Raw genomic sequence first — 17,370 nt, 5'->3', positions numbered from 1 at the left:
CCCGCCCAGCGTCAGAAAGAGCGAGCCGCCATGGCAGAACGCGACATCCGTGACAACAGGCCGAAGGGACTCCTGGAGGCGTACGAGGACGGTCGCGTGACGGGCCGCATCGTCTACTTCCCGCTCGACGCGGATCCCGCGGCCCTGGTCGCCGTGCACACCGTGGTGGAGCCGGAACACGAGGGCAAGGGCATCGCGAGCGCCCTGGTGCGGGAGTTCTACGCGATGGCGGCACGCGAGGGCGTACCCGTCGTGCCCCTGTGTCCCTACGCCGCAAAATGGGCCGCCAAGCACCCCGACGAGGCGCCCGCAGCACCGGCCGAACTGGTGCAGGAGGCCAAGGCGCAGCTCGAGGCCGACCACGCGGACCTCTGGTAGTGCCCGCCGGCTCATCGGGGACGCTGGCGCTGCTGCACACCTCGCCGGTCCATGTTCCGGTCTTCGAGGCGCTGCGGGACGCGGACCATTCCGGCCTCGGGCTGCGTCATCTCGTCCGTGAGGACCTGCTCGCCCGGGCCCGGGAAGAAGGGCCCGAGGCCGTCGCCCCCGCCGTCGCGGACGCGCTGGCACAGGCGGTCGACGAGGGGGCGAGCGCCGTCCTGTGCACCTGTTCCACGATCGGCGGCGTTGCCGAGGCATGCGCCGCCGACCTCGGCGTCCCGGTGCTGCGGGTCGACCGCCCGATGGCCGCGGTGGCGGCCGCGGCCGACCGGATCGTCGTGGTCGCCTCCGTGCACAGCACCCTGGAGCCGACCCTCGCGCTGATCCGTGAAGAGGCCGCGGGCCGGGGCGTCGACCTGCGCACACTGCTCGTCGAGGGCGCCTGGGAGCTGTTCGAGGCGGGCGACCGCGACGGCTATCTGGACGCGGTTGCCACCGCCGTCGACGGGGTGCGGGAGGTCGATGTCATCGTGCTGGCCCAGGCATCGATGGCGGACGCGGCAGTCCGTACGACGACCGCCGTCCCCGTCCTGTCCAGCCCGAGGCTCGGACTGCGGGCCGCGGCCGGGGCCATCGCGTCCGGAGCATGACGCGTGGACCCGGCGCGCGTGGGCACGCGCAACGGGAGACATTGGGAACGCACGACTCCGTACCTCAGGAGGTCCGGCATGACCCAGCCGCCCGTACCGCCTTCGCCGCCCCTCCCGGGACCTGATCCGGGGCCCCTGCCCAGCCCGGTGCCGCCTCCGGCACCGACCCCGGGACCCCCGCCGGACCCCATTCCGCAGCCGCCGGGCCCCGGCCCCGAGCCCGTACCACCGCCGGAGCCGGAGCCCCAGCCGGGGCCTTCGAGCTGATCGCCTCAGCGCGAGCGTGCGCAGACTCAGTCGGTGCCCACCTCCGAGCGGTCGCCGCCCCAGAGGGTGTGGAACGAGCCCGCCCGGTCGGTCCGCCGGTAGGTGTGCGCACCGAAGAAGTCGCGCTGCCCCTGGGTGAGCGCCGCGGGCAGCCGCTCCGCGCGCAGGGCGTCGTAGTACGCGAGGGCCGCCGAGAAGCCCGGCGTCGGGACGCCCTGCCGGGCGGCCGTCGCGACCACCTCGCGCCAGTCGTCCTGGGCCGCGCCGATCTCCTCCGCGAACTGCTTGTCGGAGAGCAGACTGGGCAGGTCGCGCTGCGCGTCGTACGCGCCGCGGATGCGGTCCAGGAACGCGGCCCTGATGATGCAGCCGGCCCGCCAGATCGCGGCCACCGAACCGAGATCGATGTCCCAGTCGTACGCCTCGCTGCCCGCCTGGATCTGATGGAAGCCCTGGGTGTACGACACGATCTTGGACGCGTACAGCGCCTGCTCGACACGGTCGGCGAAGCGCCCGGCCTCGGCCGGGCTCAGCGGCTGCGCCGTCGGCCCGGGCAGCGCGCGTGAGGCCTCCCGCAGCTCCGCATGGCCCGACAGAGAGCGGGCGAACACGGCCTCCGCGATGCCGGAGACCGGCACACCCAGATCGAGCGCGATCTGCACGGTCCAGCGGCCCGTGCCCTTCTGCTCCGCCTGGTCGGTGACGATGTCGACAAAGGGCTTTCCGGTCGCGGCGTCCGTATGGGCCAGCACCTCCGCCGTGATCTCGATCAGATACGAGTCGAGGCGCCCGGTGTTCCAGGTGCGGAAGGTCTCGGCGATCTGCGCGGGGGAGTAGCCCGCGACCGCGCGCAGCAGGTGGTACGCCTCGGCGATCAGCTGCATATCGGCGTACTCGATGCCGTTGTGGACCATTTTCACGAAGTGCCCGGCGCCGTCCGGGCCGATGTGCGCGACGGTCGGGGTGCCGTCGGGAGCCTTCGCGGCGATCTTCTCGAGCAGCGGTCCGAGCGAGGCGTACGACTCGGTGGAGCCGCCCGGCATGATGCTCGGCCCGTGCAGCGCGCCCTCCTCGCCGCCCGAGATGCCCGTGCCCACGAAGTGGATGCCGCGCTCCCGCAGCTCCTTCTCCCGGCGGACGGTGTCGGCGAAGTGGGCGTTGCCGCCGTCGATGATGACGTCGCCCTCTTCGAGCAGCGGCGCGAACTCCTCGATCACGGCGTCCGTCGGGTCGCCGGCCTTGACCATGATGATCAGGCGGCGCGGGCGCTCCAGAGCCGCGACGAACTCCTCGGGCGACTCGGCGGGCACAAAGGTGCCCTCGTCGCCGAACTCCTCGACCAGCGCGCGCGTCCTGGCCGCCGTGCGGTTGTGCACGGCGACGGTGAGGCCGTTGCGGGCGAAGTTACGGGCGAGATTGCGGCCCATCACCGCGAGCCCCGTGACGCCGATCTGGGCTGTTCCACTCATACGTGCGCTCCTGGATGTCCGTCGGAAAATCCGGCCTCTACGCATACGTACGCGCGCAGCCGGCCATTCATTGATCCTCAAGCCCTGCCCATGCTTCCGTATTTCCGTCGCAGCCGAATCCCGTCGCGGCTCCAGTGTCCGCCCACGGGCAGGCTTCGGACGCCATGACGGCGGGAAGCGGGCACCGCCGCACGGCTTGGAACCTGTGACGAGCGGTGCGACCAGGGCCGACGCCCCGGCGAAACGGGCACGATCGGGCGCAGCGGATCCTGTGAAGAGCCTGGTCGAGCGGCCTTGACTGCTTGTACAAACGACGCATGGGCCCGAACGGACGCCGGGCCCGCAGCACCGAACACAAGCAGAAGCAGGGAAGTGTGCCGTGGACACCGAGGAACGCCGACGGGGAATTCTCGAGTCGGCCCGCCGGGACGGGTCGGTCGACGTCAACCGGCTCGCCGCACACTTCCAGGTGGCCAAGGAGACCATCAGGCGGGATCTGCACGCCCTGGAGGAACACGGCCTGGTGCGGCGTACGCACGGCGGCGCCTACCCCGTCGAGTCCGCCGGCTTCGAGACCACGCTCGCGGTACGGACCACCCGTCACGTCCCGCAGAAGTCCCGGATCGCCGCGGCCGCAGCCGATCTCCTCGGTGACGCCGAGACGGTCTTCGTCGACGAGGGCTTCACCCCGCAGCTCGTCGCCGAGGCCCTGCCGCGGGACCGGCCGCTGACCGTCGTCACCGCGTCCCTGGCGGTGGCGACCGTCCTGGCGGACGCCGAGAAGATCTCCGTACTGCTGCTCGGCGGACGCGTCCGTGGCGCCACCATGGCCACGGTCGACCGCTGGGCCACCCGGATGCTCGCCGACTTCGTCATCGATCTGGCGTACGTCGGCGCGAACGGAATCTCCCGTGAGTACGGACTGACCACACCCGACCCCGCGGTCAGCGAGGTCAAGGCGCAGGCCATGCGCAGCGCACGCCGACGGATCTTCGCCGGAATCCATACCAAGTTCGGCGCGGTGAGCTTCTGCCGCTTCGCCGACGTCGGCGACTTCGAGGCCATCGTGACCGACGTGGGCCTGCCCTCGGCCGAGGCGCAGCGCTACTCCCTGCTCGGCCCGCAGATCATCCGCGTCTGACCCGGCGCGCCCCCGACGGCCGACTCCCATATCCCATAAGCGCGTTGATCCCCGGCCACCGGCCGGGGGCAGCGCCTCCACGCCCTAACACCGATCACCGAGCCGCTACGAATCATCAGGAGACCTCATGTCCCTCCAGCGCCGACGACGTGGAATCCATCTGAGTGTGGGGGCGGGCACGGCCGCCATGGCCCTGCTCGCGGGGTGCAGCGGAGCAGGAGCATCGTCCTCGGGAGGGGGCGAGGCCGTGAACGTACTCATGGTGAACAACCCGCAGATGGTCGAGCTGCAGAAGCTGACCGCGGAGAACTTCACCAAGGAGACCGGTATCAAGGTCAACTTCACCGTGCTCCCGGAGAACGACGTCCGCGACAAGATCAGTCAGGACTTCTCCAACCAGGCGGGCCAGTACGACGTGGCCACCATCAGTAACTTCGAGGTGCCGTCCTACGCCAAGAACGGCTGGCTGCACGGGCTCGACGAGTACGCGACGAAGGACACCGCTTTCGACCAGAACGACATACTCAAGCCTCTGCGGGACTCGCTCACCGCGAAGGACGGAAAGCTCTACGCCGAGCCCTTCTACGGCGAGTCGTCCTTCCTGATGTACCGCAAGGACGTCCTGGCCAAGAAGGGGCTGACGATGCCCGCGAAGCCCACCTGGCAGCAGGTGGCCGATCTCGCGGCCAAGGCGGACGGCGCGGAGAGCGGGATGAAGGGCATCTGCCTGCGCGGGCTGCCCGGCTGGGGCGAGGTCATCGCCCCGCTCACCACCGTCGTCAACACCATGGGCGGCACCTGGTTCACCCAGGACTGGCAGGCGCAGCTGACATCCCCGGAGTTCAAGAAGGCCACCCAGTTCTATGTCGACCTCGTGCGGGGGCACGGAGAGGCGGGCGCGGCCCAGTCCGGGTACGCCGAGTGCCTCAACAACATGACCCAGGGCAAGACGGCGATGTGGTACGACGCCACGGCGGGAGCCGGGTCCCTGGAAGCGGCCGGATCCCCGGTGAAGGGCAAGATCGGATACGTACCGGCGCCGGTGGAGAAGACGCAGAGCTCCGGCTGGCTCTACACCTGGGCCTGGGGCATGCAGAAGGCGTCCAAGAAGGCGGACAACGCCTGGAAGTTCATCTCGTGGGCGTCGAGCAAGAAGTACGAGGCTCTGGTCGGCGCGAAGAGCGGCTGGGCCAATGTGCCGGCCGGTAAGCGGGCCTCCACCTACGCCAACCCCGAGTACCGCAAGGCAGCGGGTGCCTTCGCGGACATCACCCAGCAGGCCATCGCGAGCGCCAACCCGCAGAACCCTGGCGTCCAGCCGCGCCCCGCGGCCGGAATCCAGTTCGTCGGCATCCCCGAGTTCACCGACCTCGGCACCAAGGTCTCGCAGGAGATCAGCGCCGCCATCGCCGGCCGCCAGTCGGTCGACCAGGCCCTCGCCGACTCGCAGAAGCTGGCCGAGAAGGTCGGCAAGGAGCAGCAGTGAGTGCCTCCGTCACCACCCAGCCGCTGAACCCACAGGTCCGCTCGAAGCAGGCGCGGCAGCCGAAGGAGCGCAAGGAGGGCGTACGGGCCTGGGCCACCCGGGCCCCGCTCCTTCCCGCCCTCATCTTCCTGATCGCCGTCACCCAACTGCCCTTCGTGGCAACGCTGGTGATCTCGCTCTTCGACTGGAACTCCCTCAGCCCCGACGAGCGCAGCTTCGCCGGGCTCGCCAACTACAGCACCGTGGTCACCGACCCGGAGCTGCGGGACTCGGTCTTCACCACGGTCCTGCTCACGGCGAGCGTCGTCATCGCCACCGTGCTGCTCGGACTGCTGCTCGCCCTGCTCCTCGACCGCACGTTCTTCGGCCGCGGCATGGTGCGCACCCTGCTCATCACGCCCTTCCTGATCGTCCCCGTCTCGGCCGCGCTGCTGTGGAAGCACGCGCTCTACAACCCGGAGTACGGACTGCTCAACGGGGCCTGGAACTGGGTCGCCGGACTCTTCGGCGACGACACTCCCGCCCAGCCGGACTGGATATCCGCCATGCCGCTGATCGCGGTCGAGGCCGCGCTGGTGTGGCAGTGGACGCCGTTCATGATGCTGATCCTGCTGGCGGGGCTGCAGAGCAGGCCCGCCGACATGATGGAGGCCGCACGCCTCGACGGCGCCAGCGCCTGGCAGTCCTTCCGCTATCTCACGCTGCCGCATCTGCGCCGCTATCTCGAACTGGGCGTGCTGCTCGGCTCCGTGTACATCGTGCAGAACTTCGACGCGGTGTTCACGATCACCTCCGGAGGGCTCGGCACCGCCAACCTCCCGTACACGATCTACCAGACCTTCTACCAGGCCCACGAGTACGGACTGGCGTCCGCCGCGGGAGTCGTCGTCGTGATCGGCACGATGATCATCGCGACGTTCGCGCTCCGGGTGGTCTCGTCCCTCTTCCGTGAGGAGGCGAACCGCGCATGACCGCTCATACCGCTCCCGCTCCCGCAGCCGCACCGGCTCAGTCGAAGAAGCCGCCCGAGCTTCTGCCGCCCGCGGCGCGCCGGGCAAGGCGCCGGTCCGCCGTGCTGGGCCTGCTGGCCTGGGTGGCGGGCATCGGATTCTGTCTGCCCGCCGCATTTATGCTGCTGACGTCACTGCACTCCGAGCCGGACGCGGCGACCAATCCGCCCTCCTTCGCCGCGCCGCTCACTCTGGACAGCTACCGGGAGTTCTTCGGCTCGGGCGGCGGGCCGAGCCCCTGGCCTTCGCTGATCAACTCCCTGACCGCGTCCGCCTTCTCGACGCTGCTGGTGCTCGTCCTCGCCCTCCCGGCGGCATACGCGCTCTCCATCCGGCGCGTACGCAAGTGGACGGACGTGATGTTCTTCTTCCTGTCCACCAAGATGCTCCCGGTCGTCGCGGGGCTGCTGCCCATCTACCTCTTCGCGAAGAACGCCGGGATGCTGGACAACATCTGGCTCCTGGTCATCCTCTACACCTCGATGAATCTGCCGATCGCGGTGTGGATGATGCAGTCCTTCCTCGCGGACGTACCGGTCTCGATCATCGAAGCCGCGCAGGTGGACGGTGCGCGCCTGCCCACGGTCCTGGCCCGGGTGGTCGCTCCGGTGGCCGCTCCCGGGATCGCGGCCACGGCCCTGATCTGCTTCATCTTCAGCTGGAACGAGCTGCTGTTCGCCCGCGTACTCACGGGTGTCGTCGCCCAGACCGCGCCCGTGTATCTGACCGGATTCGTCACCAGCCAGGGCCTGTTCCTCGCCCAGCTGTGCGCCGCGTCCGTCGTTGTGTCCCTGCCGGTGCTCGCCGCCGGATACGCCGCCCAGGACAAGCTCGTCCAGGGCCTTTCCCTTGGAGCTGTTAAATGAGGGCAGCGATCGTCGAAGCCCCCGGCAAGGTCTCCGTCACGACGGTTCCCGACCCCACCCCGGGACCTCGGGAGGTCGTCGTCTCGGTGGCCTCGTGCGGTCTGTGCGGCACCGATCTGCACATTCTGCAGGGCGAGTTCGCGCCCACCCTGCCGATCCTGCCCGGGCATGAGTTCGCCGGTGAGATCGTCGGGATCGGCAGGGACGTCACCGAACTCGCCGTCGGGGACAAGGTCGCCGTCGACCCCTCCCTGCACTGTCACGAATGCCGCTACTGCCGGGCAGGGCGCGGCAATCTCTGCGACCGGTGGGCCGCCATCGGCGTCACCGAGCCCGGCGGCGCGGCCGAGTTCGCCGTCGCGCCCGTCGCCAACTGCGTGCGGCTGCCCGACCACATCGACGTGAGGGACGCGGCACTGATCGAGCCGCTGTCCTGCGCGGTGCGCGGATACGACGTACTGAACAGCAGCACCCTCGGCGCGAATGTGCTGATCTACGGCTCGGGGACCATGGGCCTGATGATGCTGGAGCTCGCCAAGCGCACCGGCGCCGCGAGCGTTGACATACTCGACATCAACCCGGACCGCCTCGCGACGGCGTCGGTTCTCGGCTGCTCCCGCTCGGCAGCCGGCGCCGAGGAACTGGAGCAGCCGGGCGGCTGGGACTTCGTCATCGACGCGACCGGCAATGCGGGGGCCATCCAGGACGGCCTGGGACGGGTCGCGAAGGGGGGCACCTTCCTGCAGTTCGGGGTCGCCGACTATGCGACGACCGCCGTGATCGAGCCGTACCGCATCTACAACCAGGAGATCACCATCACCGGCTCCATGGCGGTGCTGCACAGCTATGAGCGGGCCGCGGCGCTCTTCGCGAGCGGCGTACTCGACCCGTCCGTCTTCATCAGCGACCGGCTGCCGCTGGACCAGTACCCCGAGGCCATCGACCGGTTCAAGGCGGGGCAGGGCCGCAAGATCGTGGTGGAGCCGTGAGCGGCGGGCCCGGCCCGGTGGGCGGACTCGACTCCGTGGGTGGGCCCGGCTCGGCAGGCGGGCTCGACTCGGTAGGCAAGCCCGGCTCGGTGCTGGTGCTGGGTGAGGCGCTCATCGACCTTGTCCCCGTGCCGGGCGAGCCGGAAATCCTGCGCGCCCAGCCCGGCGGCGCCCCCGCCAATGTCGCGGCGGGTCTGGCCCGCCTCGGCAGGCCCGTCGCGTTCGCCGGAGCCCTCGGCACCGACGGCTTCGCGCGGGCGATCGAACGGCGGCTCACGGACGCGGGTGTCGACCTCGCCCTCTGCGCCCGCCCCGACCTCCCCACGGCGCTGGCGGTCGCCGACCCGGGGGAGTCGGGGAACGGCTACCACTTCCACCTTCAGGACACGGCGACCTTTCGCTTCCCCGACCGGGCGGCCGACGTGGGCCGCTTCGGCGCGGTGTACGCAGGAGGCCTGGCGGCCGTCGTCGACCCGGCGGCCGAGGCCGTCGCGTCCACGGCACGGGCCGCCGCCCGGCACTCCCTGCTCGTGGTGGACCCCAACGTCCGCGAGGACCGCACGATCGCCCCCGGCCGGAGCCTGGACCTGCTGCGTGACCTGTGCGAACTCGCGCATGTGGTCAAGGCCAGCGACGAGGACCTGCTGCGGCTGTGGCCGGACACGGACCCGGACCAGACCTGCCGTCGGCTGGCCGCGGGCGGCCGCCTGGTGATCCTCACCCGCGGCGCCCGGGGCTCCACCGCCCACACCCCCTCCGGCCCGCCCGTCTCGGTCCCGGCCGTCCCGGTCGAGGTGGTCAACACCATCGGCGCCGGTGACGCCTTCACGGCGGGCGTCCTGGCCTGGCTTGCCACGATCGGCGGCTGGGAGCGCGCTCTGAGCCCGGACGGTGCGGTGAGCATGCTGGAGTTCGCGGCACAGGTGGCGGCGTCGGTGGTCACCCAGCCGGGCACGGAGCCCTCGGCACCGGCCTCCGTATGAACCCTCGCCCCGCCGGACCACCCCTCCGGCGGGGCGAGCCCGGTGGTTCCCTTGCGGGGTCGCACCGCTCACGATGGAGGCCGGACAGCGGCCTCCCCGGCGACGGGGAAGCCGAACCCGGGGCCGGTGTGGGAGGAATGCATGCTTGAGGTGTTTGTGCGGCGTCTCACCCGGTGGCAGGCCGAACAGCAGCGGGAGAGCGTGGCGGATGTGTACGTAGAGACCTACCGCGCCTTCTCCGGGGCGGAGTTCCACGACCGGCAGGAGTTCCTGCGGCGCTTCGCCGAGGATGTGCAGCGCCCCGGCTTCGACATGGTGGTGACCGGCGTGGCGCGGCTCGCGGGGTGCGCCTACGGGTTCCGGCTCGACCGTGAGGGCGGCTGGTGGCAGGGCTTCCGGGGAGAGCTGCCGCACGAGGTGGAGGAACTCACCGCCTCGGGGCAGGGCTTCGCACTGGCCGAGCTGATGGTGGTTCCGGCGCAACGCCGCCGCGGCGTCGCAACAGCGCTCGTGCGACGGCTCCTCGAGCGCTCCGACACGGCGCTGGTGACCGTACTCCTCGAACCGACGGACGTCCCGGCGCGCAGCGCGTTCCAGAGCTGGGGATGGACGCGGATCGGCGATATCGGAGCCGAGTCCGGCAGCGGCCCTGTTCTTGGGGTGTGGAGCCGCACGCGCACTGAATGAAGGCACTTGGTGACGGCACGTGATGGCGTGTGGTGGCCGCTTCCCGTAGAGTCGGCGCCCGTTTCTCCTCTGACCGGCCTGGGGCCACTTGCTTCCCGACGCGGCAGCATCTAGCCTCACGAGCGACGTACCGACCAGTTGGTACGTGACAGCCGCCCTGGCACTCAGTAGCGACCGAGGAGCCGCCGAGATGAGCCGCACCAACCATCAACTGCGCCTGGCCGCCCGTCCCGTGGGGGAGCCCCGGCCCACCGACTGGGAGCACGTCGAGGAGCCGGTCGCCGAGCCGGGCGACGGCGAGTTCCTGGTGCAGGTGCTCTACCTGTCGATCGACCCGGCGATGCGCGGCTGGATGAACGCGGGCAAGTCATACATACGCCCCGTCGAAATCGGCGAGGTGATGCGAGCCGGTGCGGTGGGCCGGGTCATCGCCTCCCGGCACCCCGACTTCGCGGTCGGGGAGAACGTCTCGGGCTCGTTCGGTGTCCAGGAGTACTGCGTCTCGGACGGGCGCGGTGTCACCAAGGTCGACCCGGTGCTGGCGCCGCTGCCCGTGTATCTCGGCACCCTCGGCATGTCGGGCATGACGGCCTACTTCGGCCTGCTCGACATCGGGCGTCCGCTGGCAGGGCAGACCGTTGTCGTCTCCGGGGCGGCCGGTGCGGTCGGCAGTGTGGTCGGGCAGATCGCGAAGATCCTGGGCTGCCGGGTCATCGGCATCGCAGGCGGTGAGCGCAAGTGCCGTGCGGTGGTTGAAGAGTTCGGGTTCGATGCCGCCATCGACTACCAGACCGAGGACGTGCGCAAGGCACTGCGCGAGCACGCCCCTGATGGTGTCGACGTCTACTTCGACAACGTCGGCGGCGACATCCTGGACGCTGTGCTGACCAGGCTGGCGCGCGGCGCCCGGATCGTCATCTGCGGCGCGATCTCCCAGTACAACAACACCGAGCCGGTCAAGGGACCGAGCAACTACATGTCGCTGCTGGTCAACCGCGCCTCCATGACGGGCATGGTGGTCTTCGACTACGCCGACCGTTACGGCGAGGGCGTCGCGCAGCTCGCCGAGTGGCTGGCGGCGGGACAGCTGCTGTCGAAGGAGGACGTGGTGTCCGGCGGGGTCGAGGCGTTCCCCGAGACGCTTCTGAGGCTGTTCCGCGGCGAGAACCTCGGCAAGCTCGTTCTCCAGATCGCGGACGCGTGAGACAGATGGCAGCGATGAATCTCAAGGACGCGGGTGTGGTCGTCACGGGCGCCGGTTCGGGCATCGGAGCGGCGCTCGCCCGCCGCTTCGCCGCCGAGGGCGCCCGGCTCGTGATCAACGACCTGGACGGCGCGGCGGCCGCCCGGGTCGCCGCCGAGGTCGGCGGGCTCGCCGTGCCGGGCGACGCCGGCGCTGAGGAGAGCGTGGCCGCCATGGTCGCGGCGGCCCGCGCCCACCTCGGCGAGATCGACCTGTTCTGCGCGAACGCGGGCATCGAGCCCGGCGGCGGGGAGCACGCCCCGGAGGACGTGTGGGACCAGGTCTGGCAGGTGAACGTCATGGGCCACGTGCGGGTGGCCCGTCACCTCGTCGGGCCATGGCTCGAACGGGGACGCGGCCACTTCCTGGCCACGGTCTCCGCGGCGGGCCTGCTGACCCACCTCGAATCGGCGCCGTACTCGGTGTCCAAGCACGGCGCGCTGGCCTTCGCGGAGTGGCTCTCGGCCACGTACGGCGACCGGGGCCTGACGGTCCAGGTCGTATGCCCGCTGGGCGTCCGCACCGAGATGTACGAGAAGACGGACGCGGCGGCCAAGGCGGTGCTCGGCGGCTCGGTCCTCGAACCCGAGCAGGTTGCCGACGAGGTCATGGAAGGACTCGCGGACGGGCGGTTCCTGATCCTGCCGCACGCGGAAGTACGGGAGCACTACGCGTTCCGGGCGACCGACACGGACAGGTGGCTGCGGGGGATGCGTCGCCTGCGGCGGCGGATCGACGAGGTCGACAAGGGCTGAGCGGGGCCCCGGAGGCCTCCCTCTGAGCGGCCCCCGGATCAAGCCTCCCGAAGACCGCAGACAATTCACCGACAAATAACAATCGACTTGTTAAACTCTCGATATGGCCACTCATCCCACGCCCGGCGAAGGCCCTGTCCGGCCGGTATCCGTATCCCTCCATGAAGGAACGATCGCAGCGCTCAGGGAGCGCACCGGCAAGCGCGGCATGTCCGCGTACGTCGAAGCTCTCATCCAGCGGCAACTGGAGCGCGAACGGCTGCGCGAACTCATCGAGGACGCTGAGGCCGAGCACGGACCGGTCGAACAGGCGGCGGTCGAAGCCAAGCGGGCAGTCCTACGCGGCGACACGGCCAGCTCGGCGGACGCCGCGTGAGCGGGACTCTTGTCCTGGACTGCGAAGGGCTGTCCAAACTCGTGCGGCACTCTACCGAGCTCACCGAGTGGCTGACCGCTGCCGAAGCCGAAGACATCCGCGTGGTGACCAGCTCCGTCACGCTGGTCGAAGCGCGCGACCCCAAGGTCAACCAGGCCAGGTTCGACTACGCCGTCTCGCGGGTGAACATCATCCCGCCGACGGAAGCCATCGCCCGCCACGCGAGCAAACTGCTTGCCGCGGCAGGTCTGCACGGCCACAAGTGCGCCCTGGATGCAATCGTGGCGGCCACTGCTCTGGCCTCGCCCGCCCCGGCAACCATCCTGACCTCGGACCCCGAGGATCTCCTCATACTGTGCAGCTCCGGCGGCGTCCACGTGATCAAGATCTGATGATCGCCGCCGTCATACTGCAGGCGGGCGCGACTCAGTCCGCTCCCGCTCTCGTTCTTCGACCCTGGTGTGTGGAGGACGTTACCGCACTGGTTGAGGTCTGCCGAGATCCCGCTCTGCGCCACTGGACCAGCACTTCCGTGGAGAACGATGCTGACGGGGCGCGATGGGTCGAGGCTCAGCAACAGGGTTGGGCAGCAGGAGACCGGTTCGGCTTCGCAGTCCTTGAAGCACAACCCCATTCAGCTCACCGACAGTTGATCGGCAACGTAGTCCTCAGCGACTTCACGACGGGCGCACCGTCGGCGGAGGTGGGCTATTGGACAGCGGCGCACGCTCGCGGGCGGGGCGTGGCCCCCCGCGCTCTGGAGGTTCTCAGCAACTGGGCCTTCGACACCTTCGGGGCCGATGGCCTGGAACGTCTCGAACTCCTTCATCAGGTGGACAACCTGGCATCGTGCCGGGTTGCGCAGAAGAGCCGGTACGAGTTCGACAGAGTCCTGCCTGCAGCGCCGCCCTCGTACCCTCTCGATGGCCATCTGCACATACGGCGCACGGATGCCTGAGATCCGCTCGTCGTGGCGGCAGCGATTCTGACGACACCAACTCTTTGGGCACCGGCGCGTCGGCGCAGGTGGCCACGGAGACGGCCTGAGTCACCAACTGCGTCCCATGAACAGACTATCCGGCGCACGATCAACAACCCCTTCGCGGCATCTGACCTTCCATGTGGAAGCGCCGAATCGAACTCTGACCTTGCTCAGCCGACCGGGGGCGTGTCCCGCCGCGTGGCGCAGCCCGTGGGCATCTTGCGGGGGGTCCGGTACAGCACACACTGGCGAAGCGGCCCCTCGGGCACGCTCGGATCCTCGAAGTCGTCGGCCGGGTCGCGGGTCATGCCGATCCGGCGCATCACTGCCTGGGAACGAAGGTTGTTGACGGTCGTCGACGCAACGACCTCCGGCAGCCCGAGGGCCTCGAAGCCGAAGGCCAGGCAGGCCAGGGCGGCTTCGGTGGCGTAACCGTGCCCCCACGCCGAACGCGTCAACCGCCACCCGATATCAACCCCCGCGAACGGCATGTCCTCGTCCACCTGATCCAAGCCGGCGCGGCCGATGAACTCACCGGTCTCCCGTGCTTCGAGCGCCCACCACCCAAAACCTCGCTCGTCGAACTCGGCCTGCATGAGTGCCACCGCGGCATCGCTTTGCTCCCGCGTCAGCAGTTCCCCCAAATGTTCTCGGACTTCGGGATCGGCGTTCATCGCCGCCCACGGTTCGAGGTCGGACTCCCGCCACCGGCGGAGCAGGAGACGATCGGTACGCAGTTCAGGCATGCGGGCCAGCTAACGCCATCACGATCAGGGTGTCGATCGGTTATGACGTATGGGCGGGGCGTCGCTCAGGCCGCTGCGGCCACGAGCTCCTTGGTCGTCACCACCGTCGCGAAGCCTCCGCCGTGCAGTGACACAGCCGACGTCTGCGCCAGTTCGTCCGCGGACCGCCGCCAGCCGAACGGCCCCTCGAGATCGAACGTGTACGTCGCGTCCAGCGCGAAGAGCACCTCGTACCCGAGGTTCCCGCCCATCCGTGCTGTCGTCTCCGCGCACATATTGGTCTGGATCCCGGCCACCACGAACTGCGAAATTCCCTCCGTCTTGAACCATGCATTCAGGTCTGGCGTGCCGTAGAAGGCTGAATTCACGGTCTTCGTCAAGAACAGCTCAGCCCCAGCCCCCTTCCCTCGCCGCTGCTCGACGTACTCCTTGAAGTCGTTCCCCTCCTGCCCCTGTCGCAGCGGCGACTCCGGCATCGACGAGTCGTGCCGCACGAAGACGATCGGTCGCCCTGTGGCCTGCCATGCGTCGATGAGCGAGGCGATGTTCGCGTCAGCCTCCGGATTGTTCCGCCGACCCCAGAAGTCCAGCTCGTCGAAGCCCTTCTGTACGTCCACCACGACCAGTGCTGCGCTCTGTGTGATCTCCATGCCCACGATGCTGCCGCCCCGGTCGACCTGGCCCCAGAGGGGTGCAAGTCAGCGATCGATGGTTTACTGCCACGGTGGCCACCGAACCCGTCCCGTACCGTGTCGCCCTCGTCAGCTTTCCGGGCATCCGGGCCTTTGACGTCTCCGTCATCACCGAGGTCTGGGGCACGGATCGCACCGAGCGCGGTGTCCCCGCCTTCGACCTGCGCCGCGTCGCTGCCGACACCACGCCCGTCCCCATGCGTGGGGGTCTCAGCCTCAGCCCCGACCGCACCCTCGCCTGGCTGGCCCGCGCAGACCTGATCCTGGTCCCCGGCCTGGACGACCATCTCACCCGCGCGCCGGAACCGGTACTCGAGGCCCTGCGCCGCGCCCACGTCCGCGGCACCACCATCGCCGCCCTCTGCGGAGGCGCCTTCACGCTCGCCCAGGCCGGCCTCCTCGACGGCCGCCGCGCCGTCACACACTGGGACCTCGTCAATCTGCTCCGCGCCCATTACCCCCACGTCACCGTCGAACCCGACGCCCTCTTCATCGAGGACGGCAACATCTGGACCGCCGCCGGTACGGCCGCCGGCATCGACCTGTGCCTGCACCTGGTCCGCACGGCTCACGGCGCCGAGGCGGCCGCGACGATCGCCCGCTCCATGGTCACCGCCCCCTTCCGCACAGGAACCCAGGCTCAGTTCATCGAACACCCCACTCCACGCACCGACCGCGACGCCGACGCCCTCGCATCGGTGCGCGCATACGCCCTCCAGCACCTCCACGAACCGCTCGCCGTCGCTGATCTCGCCGCCCACGCGGGAATGTCTTCACGTTCCTTCGCCCGCCACTTCGCGGCGGCCACGGGCGCGACACCCCTTCGCTGGCTCCTGGACCAGCGCATCGCGGCCGCCCAGAAGCTCCTCGAACACACCGACCTACCCATGCCCGAAGTCGCCCGTCGGACAGGCTTTGGCAGCGAAATCACGATGCGCCAGCATTTCGCCTCACGCCTCGCCACCAGCCCCCGCGCCTATCGCACTTCCTTCGCCGCCCAGGCAGGGGCCCGCTTCGACCTCGGCAACTGAGGCCAGGCAGGACGAAGACCCGCCGGGCAGACTGGGTTCGGAGCGAACCGACACCGCTCACCAACCGTACGGGCGGCCCCCTTCAGGTCTTCTCGAGGTCGACAACGGCTGATCCGGTGGGCGGAGCAGCGTCAGCCTGCGCCGACAGGCGCCCCTCGCGGCGAGGAGCCGGGCGGAAACGAGTAGCGGTCATACGGCAGGGATGGGGGAGCCGGGGTGGCGCGGCCCCCAGCTCACGCCGCCCTGCGTCGCCTGCGCGACGCCCCGCGGATGATGTCCGCGTACCGGTGCCCGCTCCCCTTGATCGTGCGGCGTTGGGTCGCGTAGTCCACGTGCACCAGGCCGAAGCGCTTGTCGTAGCCGTACGCCCACTCGAAGTTGTCCATCAGCGACCACGCGAAGTACCCGGCCACCGGGGCACCTTGGCGCGCCGCCCGGGCGCATGCCGCCAAGTGCTCCTCCAAGTACCGCACCCGTTCCGGGTCGTCGATCGTGCCGTCCGCGCGGACCACGTCCGGGTAGGCCGAGCCGTTCTCGGTGACGTGGATGCGTTCCGCGCCGTACTCCTCGGTCAGGCGCAGCAGGAGTTGTTCCAGGCCGTCCGCGTGGACCTCCCAGTCCATGGCGGTGTGGCGGGCGCCCGGCAGGTAGATCTGTTTGGCGTGGGGCACCGGGCCGGTGGGGTCGGCGGTGACGATCTGGCGGAAGTAGTAGTTCAGGCCCAGCCAGTCCAGCGGCGCCGCGATGGTCTCCAAGTCGCCCGCCCGCTCGGGGAGTTCGACGCCGTACAGGTCGAGCATGTCCTGCGGATATCCGCGGCCGTGGATCGGGTCCAGCCACCAGCGGTTGGTGTGGCCGTCCGCCCGGGCCGCGGCGGCGTGGTCCTCCGGGCGGTCGGTGGCCGGTTCGATCGGGCTGAGGTTGTTGACGATGCCGACGCGGGCGTCGGGCGAGGCCGCGCGGATCGCCTGGACGGCCAGGCCGTGGCCGAGGTGCAGATGGTACGAGGCGTGCACGGCGGCCGCGATATCCGTGAGGCCCGGCGCCATCCGGCCCTCCAGGTGGCCGATCCAGGCCGAACACAGCGGTTCGTTGAGGGTCGCCCAGTCCTTGACGCGGTCGCCGAGGCGCTCGGTGACGGCGGAGGCGTACGCCGCGAAGTGTTCGGCGGTTTCCCGCGATGGCCAGCCGCCGCGGTCCTGGAGCGCCTGCGGCAGGTCCCAGTGGTAGAGCGTCGCGAAGGGCGTGATGCCCGCGTCCAGGAGCCCGTCCACCAGCCGGTCGTAGAAGTCCAGGCCCGCCTTGTTCACCGGACCGTCGCCGCCCGGCACGACCCGGGGCCAGGCGATCGAGAACCGGTAGGCGCCGAGGCCGAGTTGCTTCATCAGCGCGATGTCCTCGGGCCAGCGGTGGTAGTGGTCGCAGGCCACGTCGCCGGTGTCGCCGCCCGCCACCGCTCCCGGGGTGTGGGAGAAGGTGTCCCAGATCGACGGGGAGCGGCCGTCCTCGGCCACGGCACCCTCGATCTGGTACGCGGCGGTGGCCGCGCCCCAAGTGAAGTCGGCCGGAAGGGCGTTGAGGTCGTTCACGGACTGCCTTTCTGCTGGGGTCGGGGG

Annotated in this window: 19 protein-coding genes; 15 read left to right on the top strand and 4 right to left on the bottom strand. The window is 69.9% G+C overall.

Annotated elements, in window-relative coordinates; translation table 11 throughout:
* The first annotated feature begins 30 nt into the window (after positions 1–30).
* Both OG905_RS06225 and OG905_RS06220 read left to right on the top strand, forming a co-directional pair.
* Entirely contained in the window at positions 31–378 is a 348-nt protein-coding gene (locus tag OG905_RS06225; RefSeq protein WP_328666594.1) for a GNAT family N-acetyltransferase, read from the top strand.
* Positions 378–1,031 carry an aspartate/glutamate racemase family protein gene (locus OG905_RS06220; protein WP_328666593.1) on the top strand — a complete coding sequence of 218 codons (654 nt, stop codon included), beginning with the start codon at positions 378–380 and terminating at the stop codon, positions 1,029–1,031. The genes OG905_RS06225 and OG905_RS06220 overlap by 1 nt, the downstream gene beginning before the upstream one ends.
* A 293-nt stretch (positions 1,032–1,324) precedes the next feature.
* Here OG905_RS06220 and gndA read toward each other — a convergent pair whose 3' ends face one another.
* Positions 1,325–2,767, bottom strand: coding sequence for an NADP-dependent phosphogluconate dehydrogenase (gene gndA, locus OG905_RS06215; protein WP_328666592.1), 1,443 nt, complete (start codon positions 2,765–2,767; stop codon positions 1,325–1,327).
* A gap of 379 nt (positions 2,768–3,146) precedes the next feature.
* Between gndA and OG905_RS06210 the strand changes: the two genes are divergently transcribed.
* The 12 genes from OG905_RS06210 (at position 3,147) to OG905_RS06155 (ending at position 13,261) form a co-directional block, all read left to right on the top strand.
* Positions 3,147–3,908 carry a DeoR/GlpR family DNA-binding transcription regulator gene (locus tag OG905_RS06210; protein WP_328666591.1) on the top strand — a complete coding sequence of 254 codons (762 nt, stop codon included), beginning with the start codon at positions 3,147–3,149 and terminating at the stop codon, positions 3,906–3,908.
* A 127-nt stretch (positions 3,909–4,035) separates the two neighbouring features.
* A complete protein-coding gene (locus OG905_RS06205) occupies positions 4,036–5,394 on the top strand; it encodes an ABC transporter substrate-binding protein (RefSeq protein ID WP_328666590.1) in 1,359 nt (452 codons plus the stop codon).
* A 23-nt stretch (positions 5,395–5,417) separates the two neighbouring features.
* On the top strand, positions 5,418–6,365 hold the full coding sequence (locus tag OG905_RS06200; protein WP_328682071.1) for a carbohydrate ABC transporter permease: 948 nt from the start codon (positions 5,418–5,420) through the stop codon (positions 6,363–6,365).
* Positions 6,362–7,270 (top strand): carbohydrate ABC transporter permease, encoded by a 909-nt coding sequence (locus OG905_RS06195; RefSeq protein WP_328666589.1) that lies wholly within the window; start codon positions 6,362–6,364, stop codon positions 7,268–7,270. Before OG905_RS06200 ends, OG905_RS06195 begins: the two co-directional genes overlap by 4 nt.
* On the top strand, positions 7,267–8,259 hold the full coding sequence (locus tag OG905_RS06190) for a zinc-dependent alcohol dehydrogenase family protein (protein ID WP_328666588.1): 993 nt from the start codon (positions 7,267–7,269) through the stop codon (positions 8,257–8,259). Before OG905_RS06195 ends, OG905_RS06190 begins: the two co-directional genes overlap by 4 nt.
* A gap of 35 nt (positions 8,260–8,294) precedes the next feature.
* The gene (locus OG905_RS06185; RefSeq protein ID WP_328682068.1) at positions 8,295–9,242 is read left to right on the top strand and encodes a PfkB family carbohydrate kinase; all 948 of its coding nucleotides are present in this window, start codon (positions 8,295–8,297) and stop codon (positions 9,240–9,242) included.
* A gap of 141 nt (positions 9,243–9,383) precedes the next feature.
* Positions 9,384–9,929, top strand: coding sequence for a GNAT family N-acetyltransferase (locus OG905_RS06180; RefSeq protein ID WP_328666587.1), 546 nt, complete (start codon positions 9,384–9,386; stop codon positions 9,927–9,929).
* A 190-nt stretch (positions 9,930–10,119) separates the two neighbouring features.
* A complete protein-coding gene (locus OG905_RS06175) occupies positions 10,120–11,133 on the top strand; it encodes an NADP-dependent oxidoreductase (RefSeq protein WP_328666586.1) in 1,014 nt (337 codons plus the stop codon).
* A gap of 5 nt (positions 11,134–11,138) precedes the next feature.
* Complete coding sequence (locus tag OG905_RS06170; RefSeq protein WP_328682066.1) at positions 11,139–11,927, top strand: SDR family NAD(P)-dependent oxidoreductase; 789 nt, start codon at positions 11,139–11,141, stop codon at positions 11,925–11,927.
* Positions 11,928–12,030: 103 nt separating this feature from the next.
* Positions 12,031–12,303 carry a hypothetical protein gene (locus tag OG905_RS06165; protein ID WP_328666585.1) on the top strand — a complete coding sequence of 91 codons (273 nt, stop codon included), beginning with the start codon at positions 12,031–12,033 and terminating at the stop codon, positions 12,301–12,303.
* Positions 12,300–12,695 (top strand): type II toxin-antitoxin system VapC family toxin, encoded by a 396-nt coding sequence (locus OG905_RS06160; protein ID WP_328666584.1) that lies wholly within the window; start codon positions 12,300–12,302, stop codon positions 12,693–12,695. The genes OG905_RS06165 and OG905_RS06160 overlap by 4 nt, the downstream gene beginning before the upstream one ends.
* Entirely contained in the window at positions 12,695–13,261 is a 567-nt protein-coding gene (locus tag OG905_RS06155) for a GNAT family N-acetyltransferase (protein WP_328666583.1), read from the top strand. The genes OG905_RS06160 and OG905_RS06155 overlap by 1 nt, the downstream gene beginning before the upstream one ends.
* Before the next feature lie 194 nt (positions 13,262–13,455).
* Here OG905_RS06155 and OG905_RS06150 read toward each other — a convergent pair whose 3' ends face one another.
* Together OG905_RS06150 and OG905_RS06145 are read right to left on the bottom strand one after the other, a co-directional pair.
* Complete coding sequence (locus tag OG905_RS06150; RefSeq protein WP_328666582.1) at positions 13,456–14,031, bottom strand: GNAT family N-acetyltransferase; 576 nt, start codon at positions 14,029–14,031, stop codon at positions 13,456–13,458.
* 65 nt (positions 14,032–14,096) lie between these two features.
* Positions 14,097–14,681 carry a cysteine hydrolase family protein gene (locus OG905_RS06145; protein ID WP_328666581.1) on the bottom strand — a complete coding sequence of 195 codons (585 nt, stop codon included), beginning with the start codon at positions 14,679–14,681 and terminating at the stop codon, positions 14,097–14,099.
* Positions 14,682–14,755: 74 nt separating this feature from the next.
* Here OG905_RS06145 and OG905_RS06140 point away from each other — a divergent pair, with 74 nt between their 5' ends.
* Positions 14,756–15,754, top strand: a complete 999-nt coding sequence (locus OG905_RS06140) for a GlxA family transcriptional regulator (protein WP_328666580.1) — start codon at positions 14,756–14,758, stop codon at positions 15,752–15,754.
* Positions 15,755–15,987: 233 nt separating this feature from the next.
* On the opposite strand, the gene OG905_RS06135 is transcribed toward OG905_RS06140, so the two are convergent.
* Positions 15,988–17,343 carry a GH1 family beta-glucosidase gene (locus OG905_RS06135; RefSeq protein WP_328666579.1) on the bottom strand — a complete coding sequence of 452 codons (1,356 nt, stop codon included), beginning with the start codon at positions 17,341–17,343 and terminating at the stop codon, positions 15,988–15,990.
* Positions 17,344–17,370: the final 27 nt, after the last annotated feature.

The sequence above is a fragment of the Streptomyces sp. NBC_00322 genome (genome assembly GCF_036147535.1).
In the GTDB taxonomy this organism is placed as follows: domain Bacteria; phylum Actinomycetota; class Actinomycetes; order Streptomycetales; family Streptomycetaceae; genus Streptomyces.
The sequence above is the reverse complement of the archived record's forward strand: the minus strand, read 5'-3'. Positions and strand labels throughout refer to the sequence as shown.